At 41.3% G+C, this 16702-nt stretch carries 10 protein-coding genes; 3 read left to right on the top strand and 7 right to left on the bottom strand.

The genetic code is table 11. From position 1 onward, the window contains the following. Window positions 1–553 precede the first annotated feature (553 nt). The gene (locus tag AAA970_RS17055) at window positions 554–2110 is read left to right on the top strand and encodes an arylsulfatase (RefSeq protein WP_338238098.1); all 1557 of its coding nucleotides are present in this window, start codon (window positions 554–556) and stop codon (window positions 2108–2110) included. A gap of 371 nt (window positions 2111–2481) precedes the next feature. Here the strand turns inward: AAA970_RS17055 and AAA970_RS17050 are convergent, their stop codons facing one another. Then, window positions 2482–4125 (bottom strand): AMP-binding protein, encoded by a 1644-nt coding sequence (locus tag AAA970_RS17050; RefSeq protein ID WP_338238097.1) that lies wholly within the window; start codon window positions 4123–4125, stop codon window positions 2482–2484. 625 nt (window positions 4126–4750) lie between these two features. Here AAA970_RS17050 and AAA970_RS17045 point away from each other — a divergent pair. After that, complete coding sequence (locus AAA970_RS17045; RefSeq protein WP_338238096.1) at window positions 4751–6589, top strand: helix-turn-helix domain-containing protein; 1839 nt, start codon at window positions 4751–4753, stop codon at window positions 6587–6589. Window positions 6590–6992: 403 nt separating this feature from the next. Here AAA970_RS17045 and AAA970_RS17040 read toward each other — a convergent pair whose 3' ends face one another. The 6 genes from AAA970_RS17040 to AAA970_RS17015 all read right to left on the bottom strand — a co-directional run bounded on the left by AAA970_RS17040 (window position 6993) and on the right by AAA970_RS17015 (window position 16348). Next, window positions 6993–8807: an ATP-binding protein gene (locus tag AAA970_RS17040; RefSeq protein ID WP_338238095.1), complete on the bottom strand. Its 1815-nt coding sequence runs from the start codon at window positions 8805–8807 to the stop codon at window positions 6993–6995. Window positions 8808–9087: 280 nt separating this feature from the next. Next, a complete protein-coding gene (locus tag AAA970_RS17035) occupies window positions 9088–10536 on the bottom strand; it encodes a SusD/RagB family nutrient-binding outer membrane lipoprotein (RefSeq protein ID WP_338238094.1) in 1449 nt (482 codons plus the stop codon). A gap of 48 nt (window positions 10537–10584) precedes the next feature. Then, window positions 10585–13833, bottom strand: a complete 3249-nt coding sequence (locus AAA970_RS17030; RefSeq protein ID WP_338238093.1) for a SusC/RagA family TonB-linked outer membrane protein — start codon at window positions 13831–13833, stop codon at window positions 10585–10587. 361 nt (window positions 13834–14194) lie between these two features. Beyond that, window positions 14195–14371 (bottom strand): hypothetical protein, encoded by a 177-nt coding sequence (locus AAA970_RS17025; RefSeq protein ID WP_338238092.1) that lies wholly within the window; start codon window positions 14369–14371, stop codon window positions 14195–14197. Window positions 14372–14377: 6 nt separating this feature from the next. Further along, complete coding sequence (locus AAA970_RS17020) at window positions 14378–15229, bottom strand: VOC family protein (RefSeq protein ID WP_338238091.1); 852 nt, start codon at window positions 15227–15229, stop codon at window positions 14378–14380. A gap of 336 nt (window positions 15230–15565) precedes the next feature. Further along, on the bottom strand, window positions 15566–16348 hold the full coding sequence (locus AAA970_RS17015) for a hypothetical protein (RefSeq protein WP_338238090.1): 783 nt from the start codon (window positions 16346–16348) through the stop codon (window positions 15566–15568). Window positions 16349–16557: 209 nt separating this feature from the next. Between AAA970_RS17015 and AAA970_RS17010 the strand changes: the two genes are divergently transcribed. Continuing rightward, window positions 16558–16701 (top strand): hypothetical protein, encoded by a 144-nt coding sequence (locus AAA970_RS17010; RefSeq protein WP_338238089.1) that lies wholly within the window; start codon window positions 16558–16560, stop codon window positions 16699–16701. The last annotated feature ends 1 nt before the right edge of the window (window position 16702 follow it).

Here is a 16702-nt window from a genome sequence, read left to right as displayed (position 1 = left end):
AAAAAAGAATAATACACGACCTAACCCGAATTATTCACCGGTAAATTAATCGACTAAGAGTAAGTAACCTATTTTTAGTTCATTATAATTTATTTTCTTCAGTTTATAATAGCCCAAATTTGGACAAGCTTGCTTTCTCCTCATTCATCTGTTTCGTTGGAAAAAACTCGAAATAAGGAACTATTCCTTCATTTTTTCCGCCTTACAGCTAAACGAGGATTTAAGCCTGAATAATCCGGGCTAAGGTTGAAATAGTAAGTCAACACGGCGAAGTGCTTCCAGAAAATAGCTCATGGAAATTAGTGCCATTCGTGGTTAAAAACGCTCATCACCTTTCCAACCATTATAAAAACCCTTTTTGTTGATAAAAAATGAAGCAAAAAAGTTCAGGCTGTGATCAATTCACTGACCTATTGAGCCGATCATTAGCATTCAGCAAGGCTGTAGTGGATGGTAGACGAAGTTGGACAAAATGGGACTTTTTCCTGTCAATACCGCATGTATTTATCCTTTAGTGATGCACTTATAACCATGTATTAGGAAAATATATTTTATGAGATCTATTAAAGATGTATTGTTTTTAGCCCTGGGGCTAATAGTGGTTGTTCCCGTGATGGCCGAGAAAGGTAAATCTGGGAAGAAGCCCAATATTTTGGTGATTATGGGAGATGATATCGGGTATTGGAATATTTCAGCTTATAATCAGGGCATGATGGCAGGTAGCACACCGAATATTGATCGTCTGGCTAATGAGGGTGCTTTGTTTACGGACGCTTACGGTCAGCAGTCCTGTACGGCGGGACGTTCTGCATTTATTACGGGGCAGTCTCCTCTAAGAACTGGTCTCACCACCATTGGTATGCCGGGTTCTAAAATTGGTTTACAAAAAGAGGATCCCACCTTGGCCGAACTATTGAAGCCATTAGGTTATGCTACAGGTCAGTTTGGAAAAAATCACCTGGGTGATCGGGATGAATTTTTGCCCACCAATCATGGGTTTGATGAATTCTATGGGAACCTTTATCATTTGAATGCAGAGGAGGAGCCGGAAGATCCAGCCTATCCACGTGACCCTGCTTTTAGGAAAAAATATGGTCCTCGCGGCGTGCTGCATTCCTCCGCTGATGGGGTCATTCGTGATACCGGGCCATTGACCAAAAAAAGAATGGAGACGGTAGACGAGGAAATACTGGAAAAGTCGGTGGATTTTATGCGGAAGGCGGTTACAGAAGACAAACCCTTCTTCATTTGGCATAATACCACGCGTATGCATGTTTGGACGCATTTACAGGAAAAATATGCGGAACTGCAAAATGAAATGGGGCTTTATCAGGCTGGAATGAAAGAATTGGATGACCATGTAGGCGTCCTTTTGAAAGCCTTGGAGGATTTAGGGGTAGATCAAAATACGATTGTTATTTTTACTACGGATAATGGGGTAGAGAAAATGACCTGGCCGGATGGCGGTACTGCTCCTTTCCGTGGAGAGAAGGGTTCTACCTGGGAAGGCGGAACGCGCGTTCCTCTTTTGGTACGTTATCCCGGTGTTATTGCTCCGGGGGTTAAAATTAATGACATCATTTCTCATGAAGATTGGGTGCCTACCCTAATGGCTGCTACCGGTGAGCCTGAAATAAAAGAGAAGTTATTGCAGGGCCATCAGGCAGGAGAAATGACCTATAAAGTGCATTTGGATGGGTATAATTTCCTTCCAAGATTGGCCGGTGAAACAGCGCAGGGGCCGCGAGACACTTTTATGTACATTGCGGATAATGGGGTGATTCAGGCGATGCGATGGAATGATTGGAAAATCCATTTCGTGATTCAGGAAGGGGAAGGTCCGGATATGTGGTTCTCAGGTCATCGATTCGATGTCTCCTGGCCAAAGATTTACAATTTGCGCCAAGATCCTTTTGAGGCTGCAGACCATTCCGGTATGTACCTGGCCTGGTATGGACAGAAAATGTGGTTGTTCGTTCCTACTAAGGAAAAGCTGGCGGAATATGTGATGACCTTTAAAAACTATCCACCACGCCAGCGTCCGGAGTTACTATCGGCTGCTCAGTTGTCTGAAATGGTCTATCAGCTGGAGCATTTGCCTTCTAAATAGGAGCCTTGGTGGACAGCTCTATTGTTGTTGCCCCATAAAGTATAAGAGCGTGTTTAAAAGCACACCATCAGGCTACAAATTCGAATTATTAGAAGCGATTTTGAATAATTTCTCAACAATAGCGCTGCTATTCTCTCAAAATAATCGGGTATCGCTTCTGCAATAATCAAATTTTCACTGTGAATTTTGACTTTTAAATATGCTCTTTATAATAACTTTATGATACAGGTATTGTATTATTTATAATTTTTTATTGAGCCGATTTATGAACCGATAGGCTAAGTTTTTTGTCAAGATTGAAAGCGAAATATCATCCTATCTATAGTTTATTTTGTAATGTTTCGGAAGCCATGCAATTGCATGGCTTTTTTTTATTGCTGGTATAAAAACCGCTTGATATTGCGCTTTGGGGTTTTTTCAAAAGCTTCCACCTGTAGCTTGATGTCCTTAATTTGCATGTAGCCGGGAAGTTTTTGATTGACTGCTTTTTTATATTGCTGTAATAAAGCAGGGATTTGATTTTCTCCAAGATGATTTTGTTCCATTTCTGCATGGTCAAAATATACCAAGGCGGTCAATTTTCCATTACGGTCAACCACAAGGGCTTCTGCTACCATCGGCATATTGAGTAATAGGGATTCAATTTCCTCCGGGAAAATATTTTTTCCTGAGGGTCCTAAAATCATACTTTTGCTTCTGCCCTTGATCAGGATATTATTTTGAGCATCCATAAGCCCCAAATCACCCGTATGCAGCCAGCCGTCCTGATCAATGGTGGCCTGGGTGGCTTCCGGATTTTTATAATAGCCTAACATTAAGTGGCTGCCCCTGCAAATAATTTCACCTATGGTATGTTCCGGATCCGGACTATCAATTTTCACTTCCAGCGCATCTACCGGTCGGCCGGACCCCCCGAGCACGGTGGTATCCCAGGAGGCATAGCCAATCAAAGGCCCACATTCCGTCATGCCATAACCTATGGTGAATGGGAATTTTATAAGTCGGAAGAATTTTTCTGCTTCCGGATTAAAGGCGGCTCCCCCGATGATCAGTTCCTTGAAATTCCCTCCAAAGACTTCCATCAGCTGTTGTTTGATCTTTTGATGAACGATGGATTTGAGGATGGGCATTTTCATCAGGAAAGCCGTCATGGGTTTTTGCAATGCCGGGACAATCTTAGTTTTATAAATTTTCTCAATGATCAGCGGCACTGATAAAATCAGGTGCGGTTGAATTTCCGCAAAAGCCTTCATGATAATTTTGGGCGCAGGGGTTTTTGTTAAAAAGGTAATATGACAACCCAAAGTAAAAGGAAATAAGAACTCAAAAGCGCAACCGTAAGTGTGTGCGAGTGGTAAAAAGGATACGATTCGGTTTCCTGATTTTAAAGGCATATTATCCCGTGCAAATTCAATATTACCATTCAGGCTCCGATGGGGAAGCATAACCCCTTTGGAAAATCCGGTCGTGCCTGAGGTATAGCTAATAACGGCCAAATCCTCCGGTTCGGGAATCCTGAAATCAAGTTCCTGTACATTAATACCATTGGGGTATTTAAATTTTAATTGTCGCTCATAATTGTCATGGAGGTTTTCGAAATTCTTTTGGGAGTATAGTAATTCAAATTCACTGAGATTAAATATGGCTTTTAATTGTGGCAGATGTGCTGTTTCCATTTGATCAAAAAAATGGTCTTCTATGAAAAGTAATTGGGCATCCGAGTGATGAATGATGCGTTCGCTGTCCTCTGCTTTAAATTCGGGAAGAATGGGGACAATGACGGCCCCAAAGGTCAAAGTGGCCAGATAGATATTTGCCCAATGCCCAGAGTTTTTTCCAATGAGGGCGATTTTATCCCCGGGATTAATTTCAAACAACTCGAAATACAAGTGCAATTTGGCGATGGTCTTTCCTACCTCTTCATATGTCATGGATTTTTGTTGGTAATCCGAAAGGGCAGGGAGGTCAGCGTAATTTTTTAGGGAGAACTGTATTTGAGATATGATGTCGTTCACTGTTTTGTTTTTTAATGATTTAAATCCTAAATGAGGAATTCTTATAAGTCCGGGTTGGTAGCCAGCGTATTGATAGTTAGGGATTTTGCCCCTAGGAAGTTAAGTGTATTTTGATGGGAGTTTTCGTATTTGGGGGCTTTGTTTTTGCCAGACTGTTTTTCAAATTCATTCATTTTCAAATTTTGGAAGGCCTTCGGAATAGCTTATATGCTTCTTCTTAATACATGAGCAACTTTAACTTCATAAAAAAAATTCAATGGGTAGGGTGGCAGGCTGATATAAATGATCAAATACTTTAGTTTTTTTTAAGCGGGTAATTTGTTAGGAAGTAGACTGTTTGTTAGGAAAAGAGGCATTTGGAAGTGATTTTGGATTAGTACATAGCAAAAGAAAGCTTACCTCCTTAATAATAGCATTACATCTGTTTTGGAATATTTCAAATTCCCCTATCATATTGTAGCTTTTCAAGATACTTCTACGAGATGTTTCTCTTCTAAAGGACGCTTTAGCGCACTATTAGTTTCCTCTTTATTACGCAAAGTAAAATTTATACAAAATTTGCATGGATGTTTTTTTATATTCTTAAATTGTTCCCTGTGAGATGGTTGCTCCTCAAATTTAGATAATGCATACTAACTTCCTTTTCCTGTGCTCCTTGCTTCAGTTTTTGTGTTTGAGTTCGCTGGCGCAAAGATTGCCGGTTCTTCCGGATCTACCGGTTTTTCCTCAGCATATGGTTTCCTGTTTTGGAACACTGGCTGTGGCTGATAGCAGTGGACAAATTTATTTTCTGGACCATCAAAAATGGCACAAACTGATGCAGGTTGAGCGATTGATGGAAATGAAAGAGGTCAAGGGGGAATTACTTATTCTTTCCGCTGATTCATTATGGTGCAGTAGTGGTGATTTTTCTTTTCAAAGTAGCGCCCTTCCACCTTTTAATGCCCAAGAGGTATTTGCGATGGGGCCTCAACAACGCCTGCTTTTTGGTGAGGAAAACATTGCTTATTTAGATTCTTCCTCGGTCCGTTTGGAGTCGGCACCCTTTCCCATTCGGAAAGTATTGCAATGGTCAACGAAGGAATATTTGGTGCAGGTGCAGACCGGGGAGATATATAAATTAAGTTGGGAGCAGGAAGCCTTAAGTTGGCATCCTTTTGCGGAACCTTTTCAGGCGTATGAGTTGATTGGGCTCACCCCCGAAGGCGTTTGGTTGCAAAAGGAATCCAAGCTGAAAGTGGTGTCCTTTTCTGACGGGAATTTGCAGGCTTCATTTTTTATGGAGAAAATGGTGGAAGCTATTTTTTCCGATGCTGGAATTGGAATAATGACTAAAACGCAGGATGGAGATTTATATCTGTTAAAGGAAGCCGTTTTTGAACCTATGCCAGCGAAAGGAAAATGGATGTTGGTAGAAAAGGGCTGGGGTGTGGTGGTGGATCATTTAAATGTGGAAATACAGTTTGTTGCTGCTGAGCAGTCACCTGAAAGCCTTCAGGATGTTGCTCCCTGGGAGCTCAAAGAAGGTAAGGTGTACTGTTCTGATCAGCCCGTAGATTTATTTCAGTGGCAAAGGGATACTATCCTATCATTTACCGATTTGGAACATCGTAATGGCGCCTATCTGTTATATCAACATGAGGAAATGTTTTTGCTGGATACGCTCCATCGGATAATATTTCCTATTCATGATTTATCGCAATTAAATGTACGTTTTTCTCACCAACAATATGTTGAGGAAGCAAAAGCCGGAGCGGGATTTGACCTTAAATTAGGCGTTCGCACTTTAATGCCTGAGGCTTGGGCTTTTATTGCCTGGCGAAAGGATGCAAGCATGAATTGGCAGATTGTTAACAGTAAACAGGCACTGCTGACCTCTGAGGAAAGCTTTGTTCAAATGGAAGCCATCGAATGGAAAAGTAGTATAGGTCCGGCTAAGTGGAGTGCCGCACAGTCCGTTCAACTTCCCTGGCGTTTTCCCTGGGGAAGAATAGTGTTATTTTTTGGGGTGTTGGTGCTATTTTTACTGATAGGGGGTGGTTTAGCGCTAAATCGCATTACCAAAAGGATGGCCCTTCGGATAGCGGTAGAGGAAAAGGATGAGGTGCCGGATTATTTATTGGCGCATGAAGATGCTTTTTTAAATCGGGTGGATGAGGTGATTTTGGATCGCTTAGCGCAAACGGATTTAAATCAATCGCATCTGGTGAAAACGCTTCAAATGGATCGCCATGCATTTCATAATATGATCCGGGAGAAAACCGGTTTAAATCCAAATGATTACATTCGGAAAAGAAAATTGCAGGAGGCTACGAAATTTTTACTACAGACTAATATGTCCTTTTCGGATATCGCGAAAAAGTTAGGTTATGGAAGGGTGGAATTATTTCATTCCAACTTTAAATTTTACTTCGGCCTATCACCGGAAGAGTTTCTGAAACGCTATAGGCATCATAAGTTTTAGCGCGTGTTTAAAAGCACACCATCCGGCTGCAAATTCGAATTATTGGAAGCGATTTTGGATAATTTCTCAACAATAGCGGTGCAATTCTCTCCAAAATAATCCGGTATCACTTCTGCAATAATCAAATTTTGTCTACGAATTTTGGATTTTAAACACGCTCTTAACCCGAATTATTCACCGTTATATTTATTGAGTGCAAGGAGGTTAATTTCAGTTCATTACCATTTATTTTCTTTGATTTATAATAGCCCAAATTTGGTCAGGCTTGCTTTCTCCCCATTCCTCTGGTTCGTAAAAAAAAACTCAAAATAGGAAACTATTCCATCATTTTTCCGCCTTATAGCTAAACGAGGATTTAAGCATGAATTATCCGGCTTAAGCATGAAAAATCCGGGTTAAAGGGCTATTTTATTCTTTTTAATTCCGGTTTTTCCAGATGTTGAAAAAGTATATCAGTCAGGTCAGCTGGATTAAAAGGTTTGATGATGGCGGCGTTGAAGCCTTTGCCGATGATCTTTTTGTTGAGTTCGGAAGGCATAGTGGCACTAATGGCAATGATAGGGATTTTATCATTAAGTTGACGAATAGCGGCCGTAGCCTGATAGCCATCCATCACCGGCATATTCAGGTCCATTAAGATGAGGTCGATTTCCGGATGTTTTTTATATTTTTGGATCGCCTCCTCCCCGTTTTCGGCAAAAATGATATTCAAATTATATTTTTGAAGTAATTTTTTGATGACTAAATTGTTGATGGGGTTGTCATCTACCGCTAATATGCTTTGGTGATGGAAAAAGGTAGAGGAGGAAATAAGCGCTTTGTTGGTTGGTGTGGCATTTTCAGAGATATTTTTGGGAATGGGTAATTTCAATACAAAATAGAAATAACTCCCTTTATCGGGAGTTGATTGCAGGGCCAGGTTTCCGCCCATGAGGTCAATGATCGTTTTGCAAATGGCGAGCCCGAGACCGGAGCCTCCGTACCTGGAGGAAATGGTGTTGTTCTCCTGCTGAAAAGGAAGGAAGATATTCGCTTGTTTTTCTTTTTTGATCCCAATACCCGTATCCCGAACCCCAAATTCCAAGTGACATTCCTGCTCGTTCAGATGGTGTAAAATGACCTCCAGGTTCACGGCTCCTTTTTCGGTAAATTTAATGCTATTGCTGATTAAATTGTTAAGGCATTGAGAGAGTCGGTGGTGGTCCAGCTCAACGAATTCAGGGATTTCTCCGGAGAAAAGTACAGTGCCCTCTAATCCTTTTTTTTGTAAATTTGCTTGATGATTGTCAAATACATGCTGTAAATAGTTTTTGAGGTTGATGTGGGTCGGGTTCAGTTCCATATTACCATTTTGAAACTTTTCAAAATCTAATACTTCATTGACTAAAGCCATCAGCGTTTGGGCAGAATGATCCAGGTGATTGATGATTTCCTGCTTTGGCTGTGTATCATCCTCCTTTAGACAATGGATGAGCCCAATAATGCCATTAAGCGGGGTACGGATTTCATGGCTGATAATACTGGTAAATTGGTTTTTAATTTTATTTAATTGTTGTACCTGTTCAAGGGCGTTTTTAAGTCTTCTGTTAGTTCTTTTGTGATCTTGATTCACTTTGGTTAGTTTCCGATTTAGTAAATGCGATTGGTAAAGCGCTTCATCGTAATCTTTAAAAAAAGTTTTACATAATAGATAGAAGTATACAGCTGCCAGGATAAAAAGGACAATTTTCATTTCTTGATTATGATAATCAGGATTATCCACTAGTATTTCCGGAGGTAAATTTATGGTTTGGCTCAGGAATAAAAAAAGGGTGTTTAAACTGTAAAGAAAAATGATGAGTTTCGTTCGGTTTCTTTCAAAATTGAAGAAGATAAATATGTATCCAACGAATAAAAAAATATAAGAGCCTGAAATCGAAGCATGGAGTATTTCACCTGTAAATATAGTGAGCATGCCGTCAAGTGTAAAGAAGATTTTGGCCAAGAAAAATTTCTTTGATAAGATAAATGGGATTGGAATTAAGGCAGATAAAAAGCACATCAGCCCATATATTTGCAAGGGGGCATTGTCGGTAAATAAAGTGGATACCAAAAATGACAGGTTCATCAAAATGCCAATGATGATAAACAAGTTAAAGGTGGAAATGCTCCTTTTCAATTCAATAGGGTCTTCCTCTTGAAGTCCAAAATAGTGCGGAGGTGTTTTTTTTATAGACATAGGGTATTTTCCTGAAAGCAACTTCGTGTTTTAGTATACAGCCAGTCTTTGTTTTTGTTAAAGGTTGAATTTCTTTGAGATGTAATGTTTAGATTTTTTTTTAGCCGGTAAAGTCTAAAATAATAGGACAAAAAGCTTGTGAATTAATTATTTACAAGAAGCTGATCAATCGAATGATTAAATACGCAATATTACTACTTGTATAAAAAAGCCATTATCCTTTTGAGATAATGGCTTTTAGGTAAGTTTTTTTGAAATGTTACTTATGTAAGCAATTCCTTTATTTGCTCCACCAAATGCTTGCATTGATATTGTCAACCCCTCCCATGGTACGATCTATGGCAGCTCGCATATTGTCATGGTTAGACATGGCTTCGAAGGAAGGGTACATGAATCTTTTCGCCGGATGATCGCCATTGTTGATTTTAGCCGTATGATCGAGCTGTAAGGACGGAAATCCGGTACGCTGGTAGTCAAACCAGGCTTCATAGGGATTGGCAAATTGCGCGATATATTTTTGAGTCAGGATCTGTTCCAATTCCCCGGTGAAGGCCACCGTGGGTTGTGCTAAATATTCCGCTGCGGAAAGGCCGTTGGCGCCATAATTATTCCAAAATTCAATAGAGGAGGTAACCGCTCGATTGTAATGGATTTCAGCATCGCCACTAATCCAGTCATTCAATACTGCTTCTGCCAATAGAAATTCCTGCTCCGCATAGCTCATAAAGGTAGCATTGGCATAGGCCCCATTATTTAAAAAGCTTTGATTAAGGGTCGCATAGCGAGGGTTGTTTTTGTCGTTATCAAATTGCGCGATAGTATAACCAATTGGGCATCCGACCCATTCTGTTTCTCCGGACGGACGTTCGTAATAGGCCGAACGACGCGGGTCATTCAAATCATTCATTAGCTCGGCCATGGTTACAGAAAGTCTTCTCAGGTTAAAGTCTGTCTCTCTCCAAAGAGAAACCGGAGAAAGGTCCGGTGCTACGCCAGAGAAGGTGTACATGGCGTTTGAAGTCAATAATGGGCGTTTTGCGACTTCAGCGAATTTATTTATCTGAGCAGGATCTTGCTTGATGATACGTGCTAATAAACGTAATTGTAAAGCATTTCCAAAGCCTCTCCAGGCCTCCACATCTCCATCGAAAATGAAATCTCCGCCGGTGATCATGCCGATTTCATCATTTGCAAATAATTGATTGGCCCGATCCAATTTCACCAGTAGGGAATCATAGATCAATTCCTGAGTATCATAGGATGGGCGCAAGATATTGCTTTCCAAACTCCAGGCTTCATTATAAGGCACATCACCAAAGGCATCGGTGGCTAAGCTCATTAAATAGGCTTCCATTACCAAGGCTGCGCCCTCATAGGCTTTTTGATCCAATGCCGCGGCCTTTTCGTTCATATCCCGCACATTGGTCATGTTCAGATAAATCATATCCCAAAGATCTTCGCCCGTATCCGGTGACCAGTTAAAGTTGGCAAAAGAACGCTGACCGCCAATTTTCCCGGAGGAATATTGCACCACATCCGTCATGATGTCCATATTCCGATCTGAAATGGTTTTTCCTGCTTCAAAAATGACATTACCCAGCAAAGCACCCGGACTTACTACTGTCGGGTCATTTTTATCAGTATTAATATCTTTGAATCGATCCGTACATGAGCTCATTCCCAATACCAAGGCTAATGCAGCTGCGATGAATCTGTTATTTTTAAACATGTTGATAATATTTTGAGAGGGGAAACAGGTCCCCTCATGAAATCAGATTTAGAAAGTCATATTGATGTTGAAGCCGAAGTTGCGGGTAGAAGGCAACTGACCTACTTCGAAGCCCGGGATGGTATAACCCGCATTCATGGTCATGTTTTCCGGATCGATGTAAGGGGTCTTAGACCACATCCATAGGTTACGACCTACGGCCGATACCCGTAAGGACTGTAATCCCACTTTAGCAATCATTGTTCTTGGGAAGGAATATCCGATGGACAATTCACGAAGCTTCACAAAGGTGGCATCAAAGGTATTGGCTTCCATATTATTTCGGGCAAATTTCTCCGTATAATAAGTTTGCGCGTCTACCTCATGCTCAAAAGCGCGGAAGTTACCGTCACCATCCACATAAACACCGTCGGTGATCATCAGGCCTCCTTCACGACCCGGCAATGTCTCTTCCGCCAGACCTGCTGCATAAATATTGGAGTGGAAATAAGAGTAAACGCTGCCTCCTTTACGGATATCGAATAAAGCACTCAAATGCCAATTCTTGTAAGAGAATTCATTTCGAAGACCCATCGTCCAGTCCGGATTGTAATTCCCCCAAATTTCTGCTTCATCCTTACGCAATGCCTGTCCTTCTTCATTGTAAATGATCATTCCGTGGTAAGGGCTGGAAGGATCCTGTACACGTTGGTAGCCATATCCTGAAAGTGCTCCCATTCTTGCGCCTACTTCTGCGATTACGGTTTGGGTACCAGGAGAAGAACCTCCATCTGTAGGTCGGGCAATTACATAAGAATCAATGTCCTGTGCTAAAGATTTGATCTCATTGTAGTTGCGGGTGAAGTTACCGCCGAAGTTCCATTTGAAGTTTTCGTTTTCAATTAAAGCGGCATTCCAGGCGATCTCAATTCCACGGTTTTGGATATGCCCGGCGTTAAGCAAAGTTTCGGTATAACCTGTAGAGGTAGAAACCGGCGCCACCAAAATCTGGTCACGAGAATCCATATGGTAGTAAGTCAGGTCCATCGTCAGGCGGCTATTGAAGAAATGCGCATCCAAACCAAATTCATAAGAAGTCGTCATTTCCGGTTTCAGGTTCGCATTTGGATTAAGACCAGGGTTGGTGTTGGTTCCCGGTAATGCCCCAGAAACGTAGGTGGCATAGGTCATATAAGGATCGGTATCATTCCCTACCATGGCGAATCCACCACGCACTTTAGCATAGTTCATGAATTTTGGCATGTCCATAATATCCGAAAGGATCAGGGAACTGGATACCGAAGGGTAGAAGAAAGAATACTTATTCTGATCTCCTTCTGCGGCAAAAGGGTTTACCAGGGTGGAGGACCAGTCATTACGAGCGGTTACATCAATAAACCAGAAATCTTTAAAAGCCATTTGCGCGGTACCATAAACACCCATGATGGCACGTTCAGTGTTTAGCTGACTTACTGTCGGATTACCTTTAAAGTTGTTGATCGAGTAAACACCCGGAGTAGTCAGTCCGATGCCGTGAATCATAGAGTTGGTTCTCTTTTGGCTCATGAGGTTCATTCCCCCTACAAAAGTTCCTTTCCAATTGGCGCCAAAATCGTCTTTAAAAGTGGTAATCCAGTCAAAGTTATTTTCCTGGTATCCGTATTTTTCTTCCCGGTACATTCCTTCCAAATTACGGGTAGAAGAGTAGGCCTCACGAGAGGTTCGGTGCTCATTGTAGAAATCGGTACCACCACGAATGATGGAAGAAAGTTTCTCTGTGATTTCGTAATTCAAATTGAAGTTGGCGATCAGGCGATTTTTATCCAATGTGTTTTTGAACTCATTGGCTACGAAATAGGGGTTGTTTCCTCCATTGGTGCCATCTTCCATATAGCGAGCGGAGTATTGTTGGGTATGCTCCATGCCCGGCATCCAGTAATTTTTTCCCCAGCTTACATCTGCATTCAAAGGGGTGAAGCCATTACGGTCGTAGAAATTGTACATTACTGCTCCTGCACCATGTCCTACTGCCGTAATATTATCAGAGCCGGAGTGGATGTAGTTTACGGTAGTGTTCAGCGTCAATTTATCCGTTAGTTGATTCTTTGCGGAATAGTTGATGCTGTTACGCTTCAATTCGTTGGATGGCGTAATGCCACTTTTGTAAGTGTTCGTATAGGAAAGGCGATAGGTGTCTTTACCATTTCCACCAGAAATAGCCACATTGTTAGTCGCTGACACTCCGGTTTCAAAAAAGTCTTCGATCATGGTATGACCTCTGGCAATATTGGGCATCATCTCCACGCCATTTGGTCCATATACCGGGCGAAGCGATCCGTCCATTCTTTCCCCCCAGTGTCCGGTTAATTTATCTGCCGCCGGGCCATATTGATCCTGGAAGCGAGGCTTCATCAATAAGGATTCAAAAGTGATATTAGCATTGATATCGACCTGAAAACGATCCTGTCCTTTTTTTGTGGTGATCATGATCACTCCGTTCGCGGCACGGGACCCATATAAGGCTGCCGCATTTGCGCCTTTCAATACGGTGATGTCTTCAATATCATCTGAGGAAAGCTCGGAAGCGCCATTTCCAAAGTCTACCGGAAGGTTACCCGCATTGGCTGCAAAATCTCCCGAACCTTCTGTATTATTAGAAATCGGCACCCCGTCAATTACAAATAAAGGGCCGTTAGCGGAAAGGTTGAGCGAAGATTCCCCACGCAAAGTGATTCTGGAAGAACCAGCCACCCCGCCCGTGGAACCCACTACTTGTAAACCGGCAACTTTACCCGCCAGGGAGTTGGTGAAGTTAGTAGACTTTGTTTCTGCTAAATCATTGGTGGGGACAATAGAAGCGGCATAACCCAATGATTTTTCAGTCCGCTTAATCCCCAAGGCAGTTACCACTACCTCTGCTAATTCCTGAGAAACATCTTTCAGCGCAATATCCAGTTGACTTTGAGTGCCTACCGTAATGCGCTGGCTTTCATATCCCACAAATGAAACCACTAAAACATCAGTTTCCTCTGCGTCTACCATGAAGTTACCCTCAATGTCGGTGAACGATCCTGTATTGGTACCTTCAATGGCGACGGTAACCCCAATGATGGGCTCTCCGGTAACGGCATCATAAACACGACCTTTAACGGTATGGCCTAGTGCTAATTCCAATAAATCATTTTCTGATAATTCTGGTGCGGATTTTTCCGCCCAGGCGGGTCCAAAGGTTAAGGTTCCCAAAAGAAAAGAGGCCGTGGCGCATCGAAATAGTTTTCTTTTTGAAAAGTGCAAAGGGTAAAAATTTTGCAAACTCATTTTAATAATTGTGGTAAATTTTAGGCAATACAATTCCAGTAAGAAATTTTATATTCAAATAAATATTTCTTTTAAAAAACGAATATTATCATGTGATTAGATCACATATTCTGATGATGCAATATTACCGGATTGTGTGTAAATATTTTGCCTGAAGCGTCTTATGAAACCATCAAGCTTAAATTAAGGAGGGGGTATAATTGAATTGGAGTAATTAGATAAAAAAATAAATACCGTTAAAAAATGAAATAAGGATTAGTAAAAAGGGTGACGGGAAGTAGGCACGGGGTCGATTTTCTAATGTGGATTTAAAGCACGACCCCAGTGTTATGTCAGTTTTACGAAATGGTAGCGGACTGTTTTATAAGCGTCCGCCTCCATAAACGCCCACATTCATATGCGGCCTTACCTGTGGTCCATTAGGCCCCCAATGAACATCAACACCCGCACTGGTAGATAAGCGAGGATTCATGCAGCTGCCCATCATTAAAAGGCTGCTCCAAAGCAGCAGGAGAAATATTCGTTTTACAGATTTCATGACTGATTAGTTTAGTGGGTATTTTTGAACAGCGAAAATGGCGCCTTGGGGGTCTGCACAGATGCCAACGCTTCCATTGCGAATGTTTTCTTGTGGTTTCATAATGACATCTCCGCCCAGCGCTTTCACCTTATCACAAATCATGTGCGGATTGGCCACTTTTATATAAGGCACCCATAAGGACCGTATATTATCTAATGGATTCTGAATCATGGCGGCACATTGCTGATCTCCATTTTTAAGGACCCAATACGCTACCGCCTGGCCCGGCACCTGTTCAATGGTATATCCAATATTTTGATAAAAAGCCTTACTTTTTTCTAAATCATTAGTCCATAATTCTGTCCAGATCCATCCGTGATTACTCTCAATATCATTTGCAGGATCACCAGAATCACTTTTTATTAAGGAAATATAGGCGCCTTCGGGATCTTTGATTAAAGCGGAAGTTCCTCTACCCTTTAGGTGTATGACCTTTCCAATACTTTCTGCACCCAATGGCTGCAATTCGTTAAGCGTTTTTTTAACGTCAGAGACACTGACGGAACTAATCCACTCATCACCAGAGTCTTCGGGTTTTGCGGGTACTCCCCAAATGCCGGCGATGGGTTTGCCATTGTTTTTCACTAATAAATATTGATAGCCTTCTTTGTAGAGTGCGTCGAATTCCCATCCGAAAACACCCCCATAAAAATCTTTGGCTTTTTGAGCATCTCTGGTCACCAGGTCTCTCCAAATGATCTGGCCCGGATAATATTCCGGATTTTCTTGTTCAGAAATTGGAGGGAACTGAATACTGGCTTGACAGGCCGCTAAAAATAATGTTAATAGAAGTGGGAAATAGTATTTTATCAACATAGCTTTTTTTAGCATAACCCGAATGGGAAGGGAAGGTTTTAGCCCCTTTTTAATTTTGGGAGGTTTTAGCCCAAATGGTGTATGTTTCGTTTGGCTGCAAATCGGGTGAAAGAAAGGCATCGTTCCCTGATTCGGGCTTTTTCCAAGAAAGCAGATGAATGAGTAGAAAGCTAGCTTGCCCAAATTTGGATTATGGACAAATCAGCAATCACAATCTTATGGAAATGAAAATAAGCACCTTATGGTAGTCGATTAATTTGGCGGTGAATAATTCGGTTTAAGTTTAATTTTTGCTGGTGATGCGCTTGAAAGGACCCCTTATTTTAGCAAAATCATTTATTGCCTGCTTTTAGGAGTTCCTAATAGGTATAGGATTTCCACCGGACCAGATTTTATTTTTTTGATTTCCCATTCAAACGAACGGCTGTTTTGTAGTTTTTCCGTCATTTCCTTCATTTCCCGCAGGGTATAGGTTCTTAATACTGAAACGAATCCGTCCCACCATACAAAAAATGGTACAATAGGAATTAAATAAGTAAAGAGGATCCGGCCTATTGAAAAGGGGCGGATAAAAGGAGTGGTTAATAATACATTGATCGGCGAAAAGAAAAACTTGATCAGGTTGAGTAAATTTCTTTCCTGAGCCTCCACAATGAGAATAGCCTGTTGCTCTTCCACCGCATTTTGTAATATTTGTACGGCATTTTTCTCATTGAAATGGTGGAAAGAGAGGAACATGGTGCGAAGTCCCTTTAAATTAGAGGGGACATTTAAAGCGGACACCGTTTGATTCTCAAAATGAAGGACCTCAGGGAATTGTGCTTGTTGCTTTTTGAAAGCGGTGATATTCGGATAAAGATCAGTCAATCGTATCTGAAATTTACTTTCCACTTTTTGCAGTTGGGGAATGATGGACTTCCATCCACCACCTCCACCGGAAGCCAAATCAATAATTTGATGGCGGCCACTTTTTTGAATCCCTTTTTGAAGTATCGGGATAAGTCCTTCATAGAAATTAAACTGATTGGCAACGAATTGAAGAAAGTCGGTTCCGTAATTCCGGATTTTTTTTGGGAAATATGGCAAATCTTCAAATTCAAAAAGCTGATACCGGCGCATAAAAATGATTGTTTTTGTAAGAGGGTGTTTAAAAGCCAAAATTCGTAGCGAAAATTTGATTATTGAAGTAGCGATACCCGATTCTCTTGAGAGAATAGCAGCGCTATTGTTGAGAAATAATTTCAAATCGCTTCCAATAATTCGAATTTACAGCCGGATGGTATGCTTTTAAACAATCTATAAAAAACAATATAGGAAATTTTAAATCTATGGCGAAAAAAAACAATGTCGCTGGTCTGTTGAATAAGCATAAGGTGGCTTATGAACTGTTAACCTATGAGGTGGAGAAAGAGGGGGAAAGGGGCGGTGTCGGTGGCTGTAAAAACGGGACAGGATATTCAGCAAATCTTTAAC

It is taken from the genome of Persicobacter diffluens, from assembly GCF_036244895.1.
In the GTDB taxonomy this organism is placed as follows: domain Bacteria; phylum Bacteroidota; class Bacteroidia; order Cytophagales; family Cyclobacteriaceae; genus Persicobacter; species Persicobacter diffluens.
The sequence above is the reverse complement of the archived record's forward strand: the minus strand, read 5'-3'. Positions and strand labels throughout refer to the sequence as shown.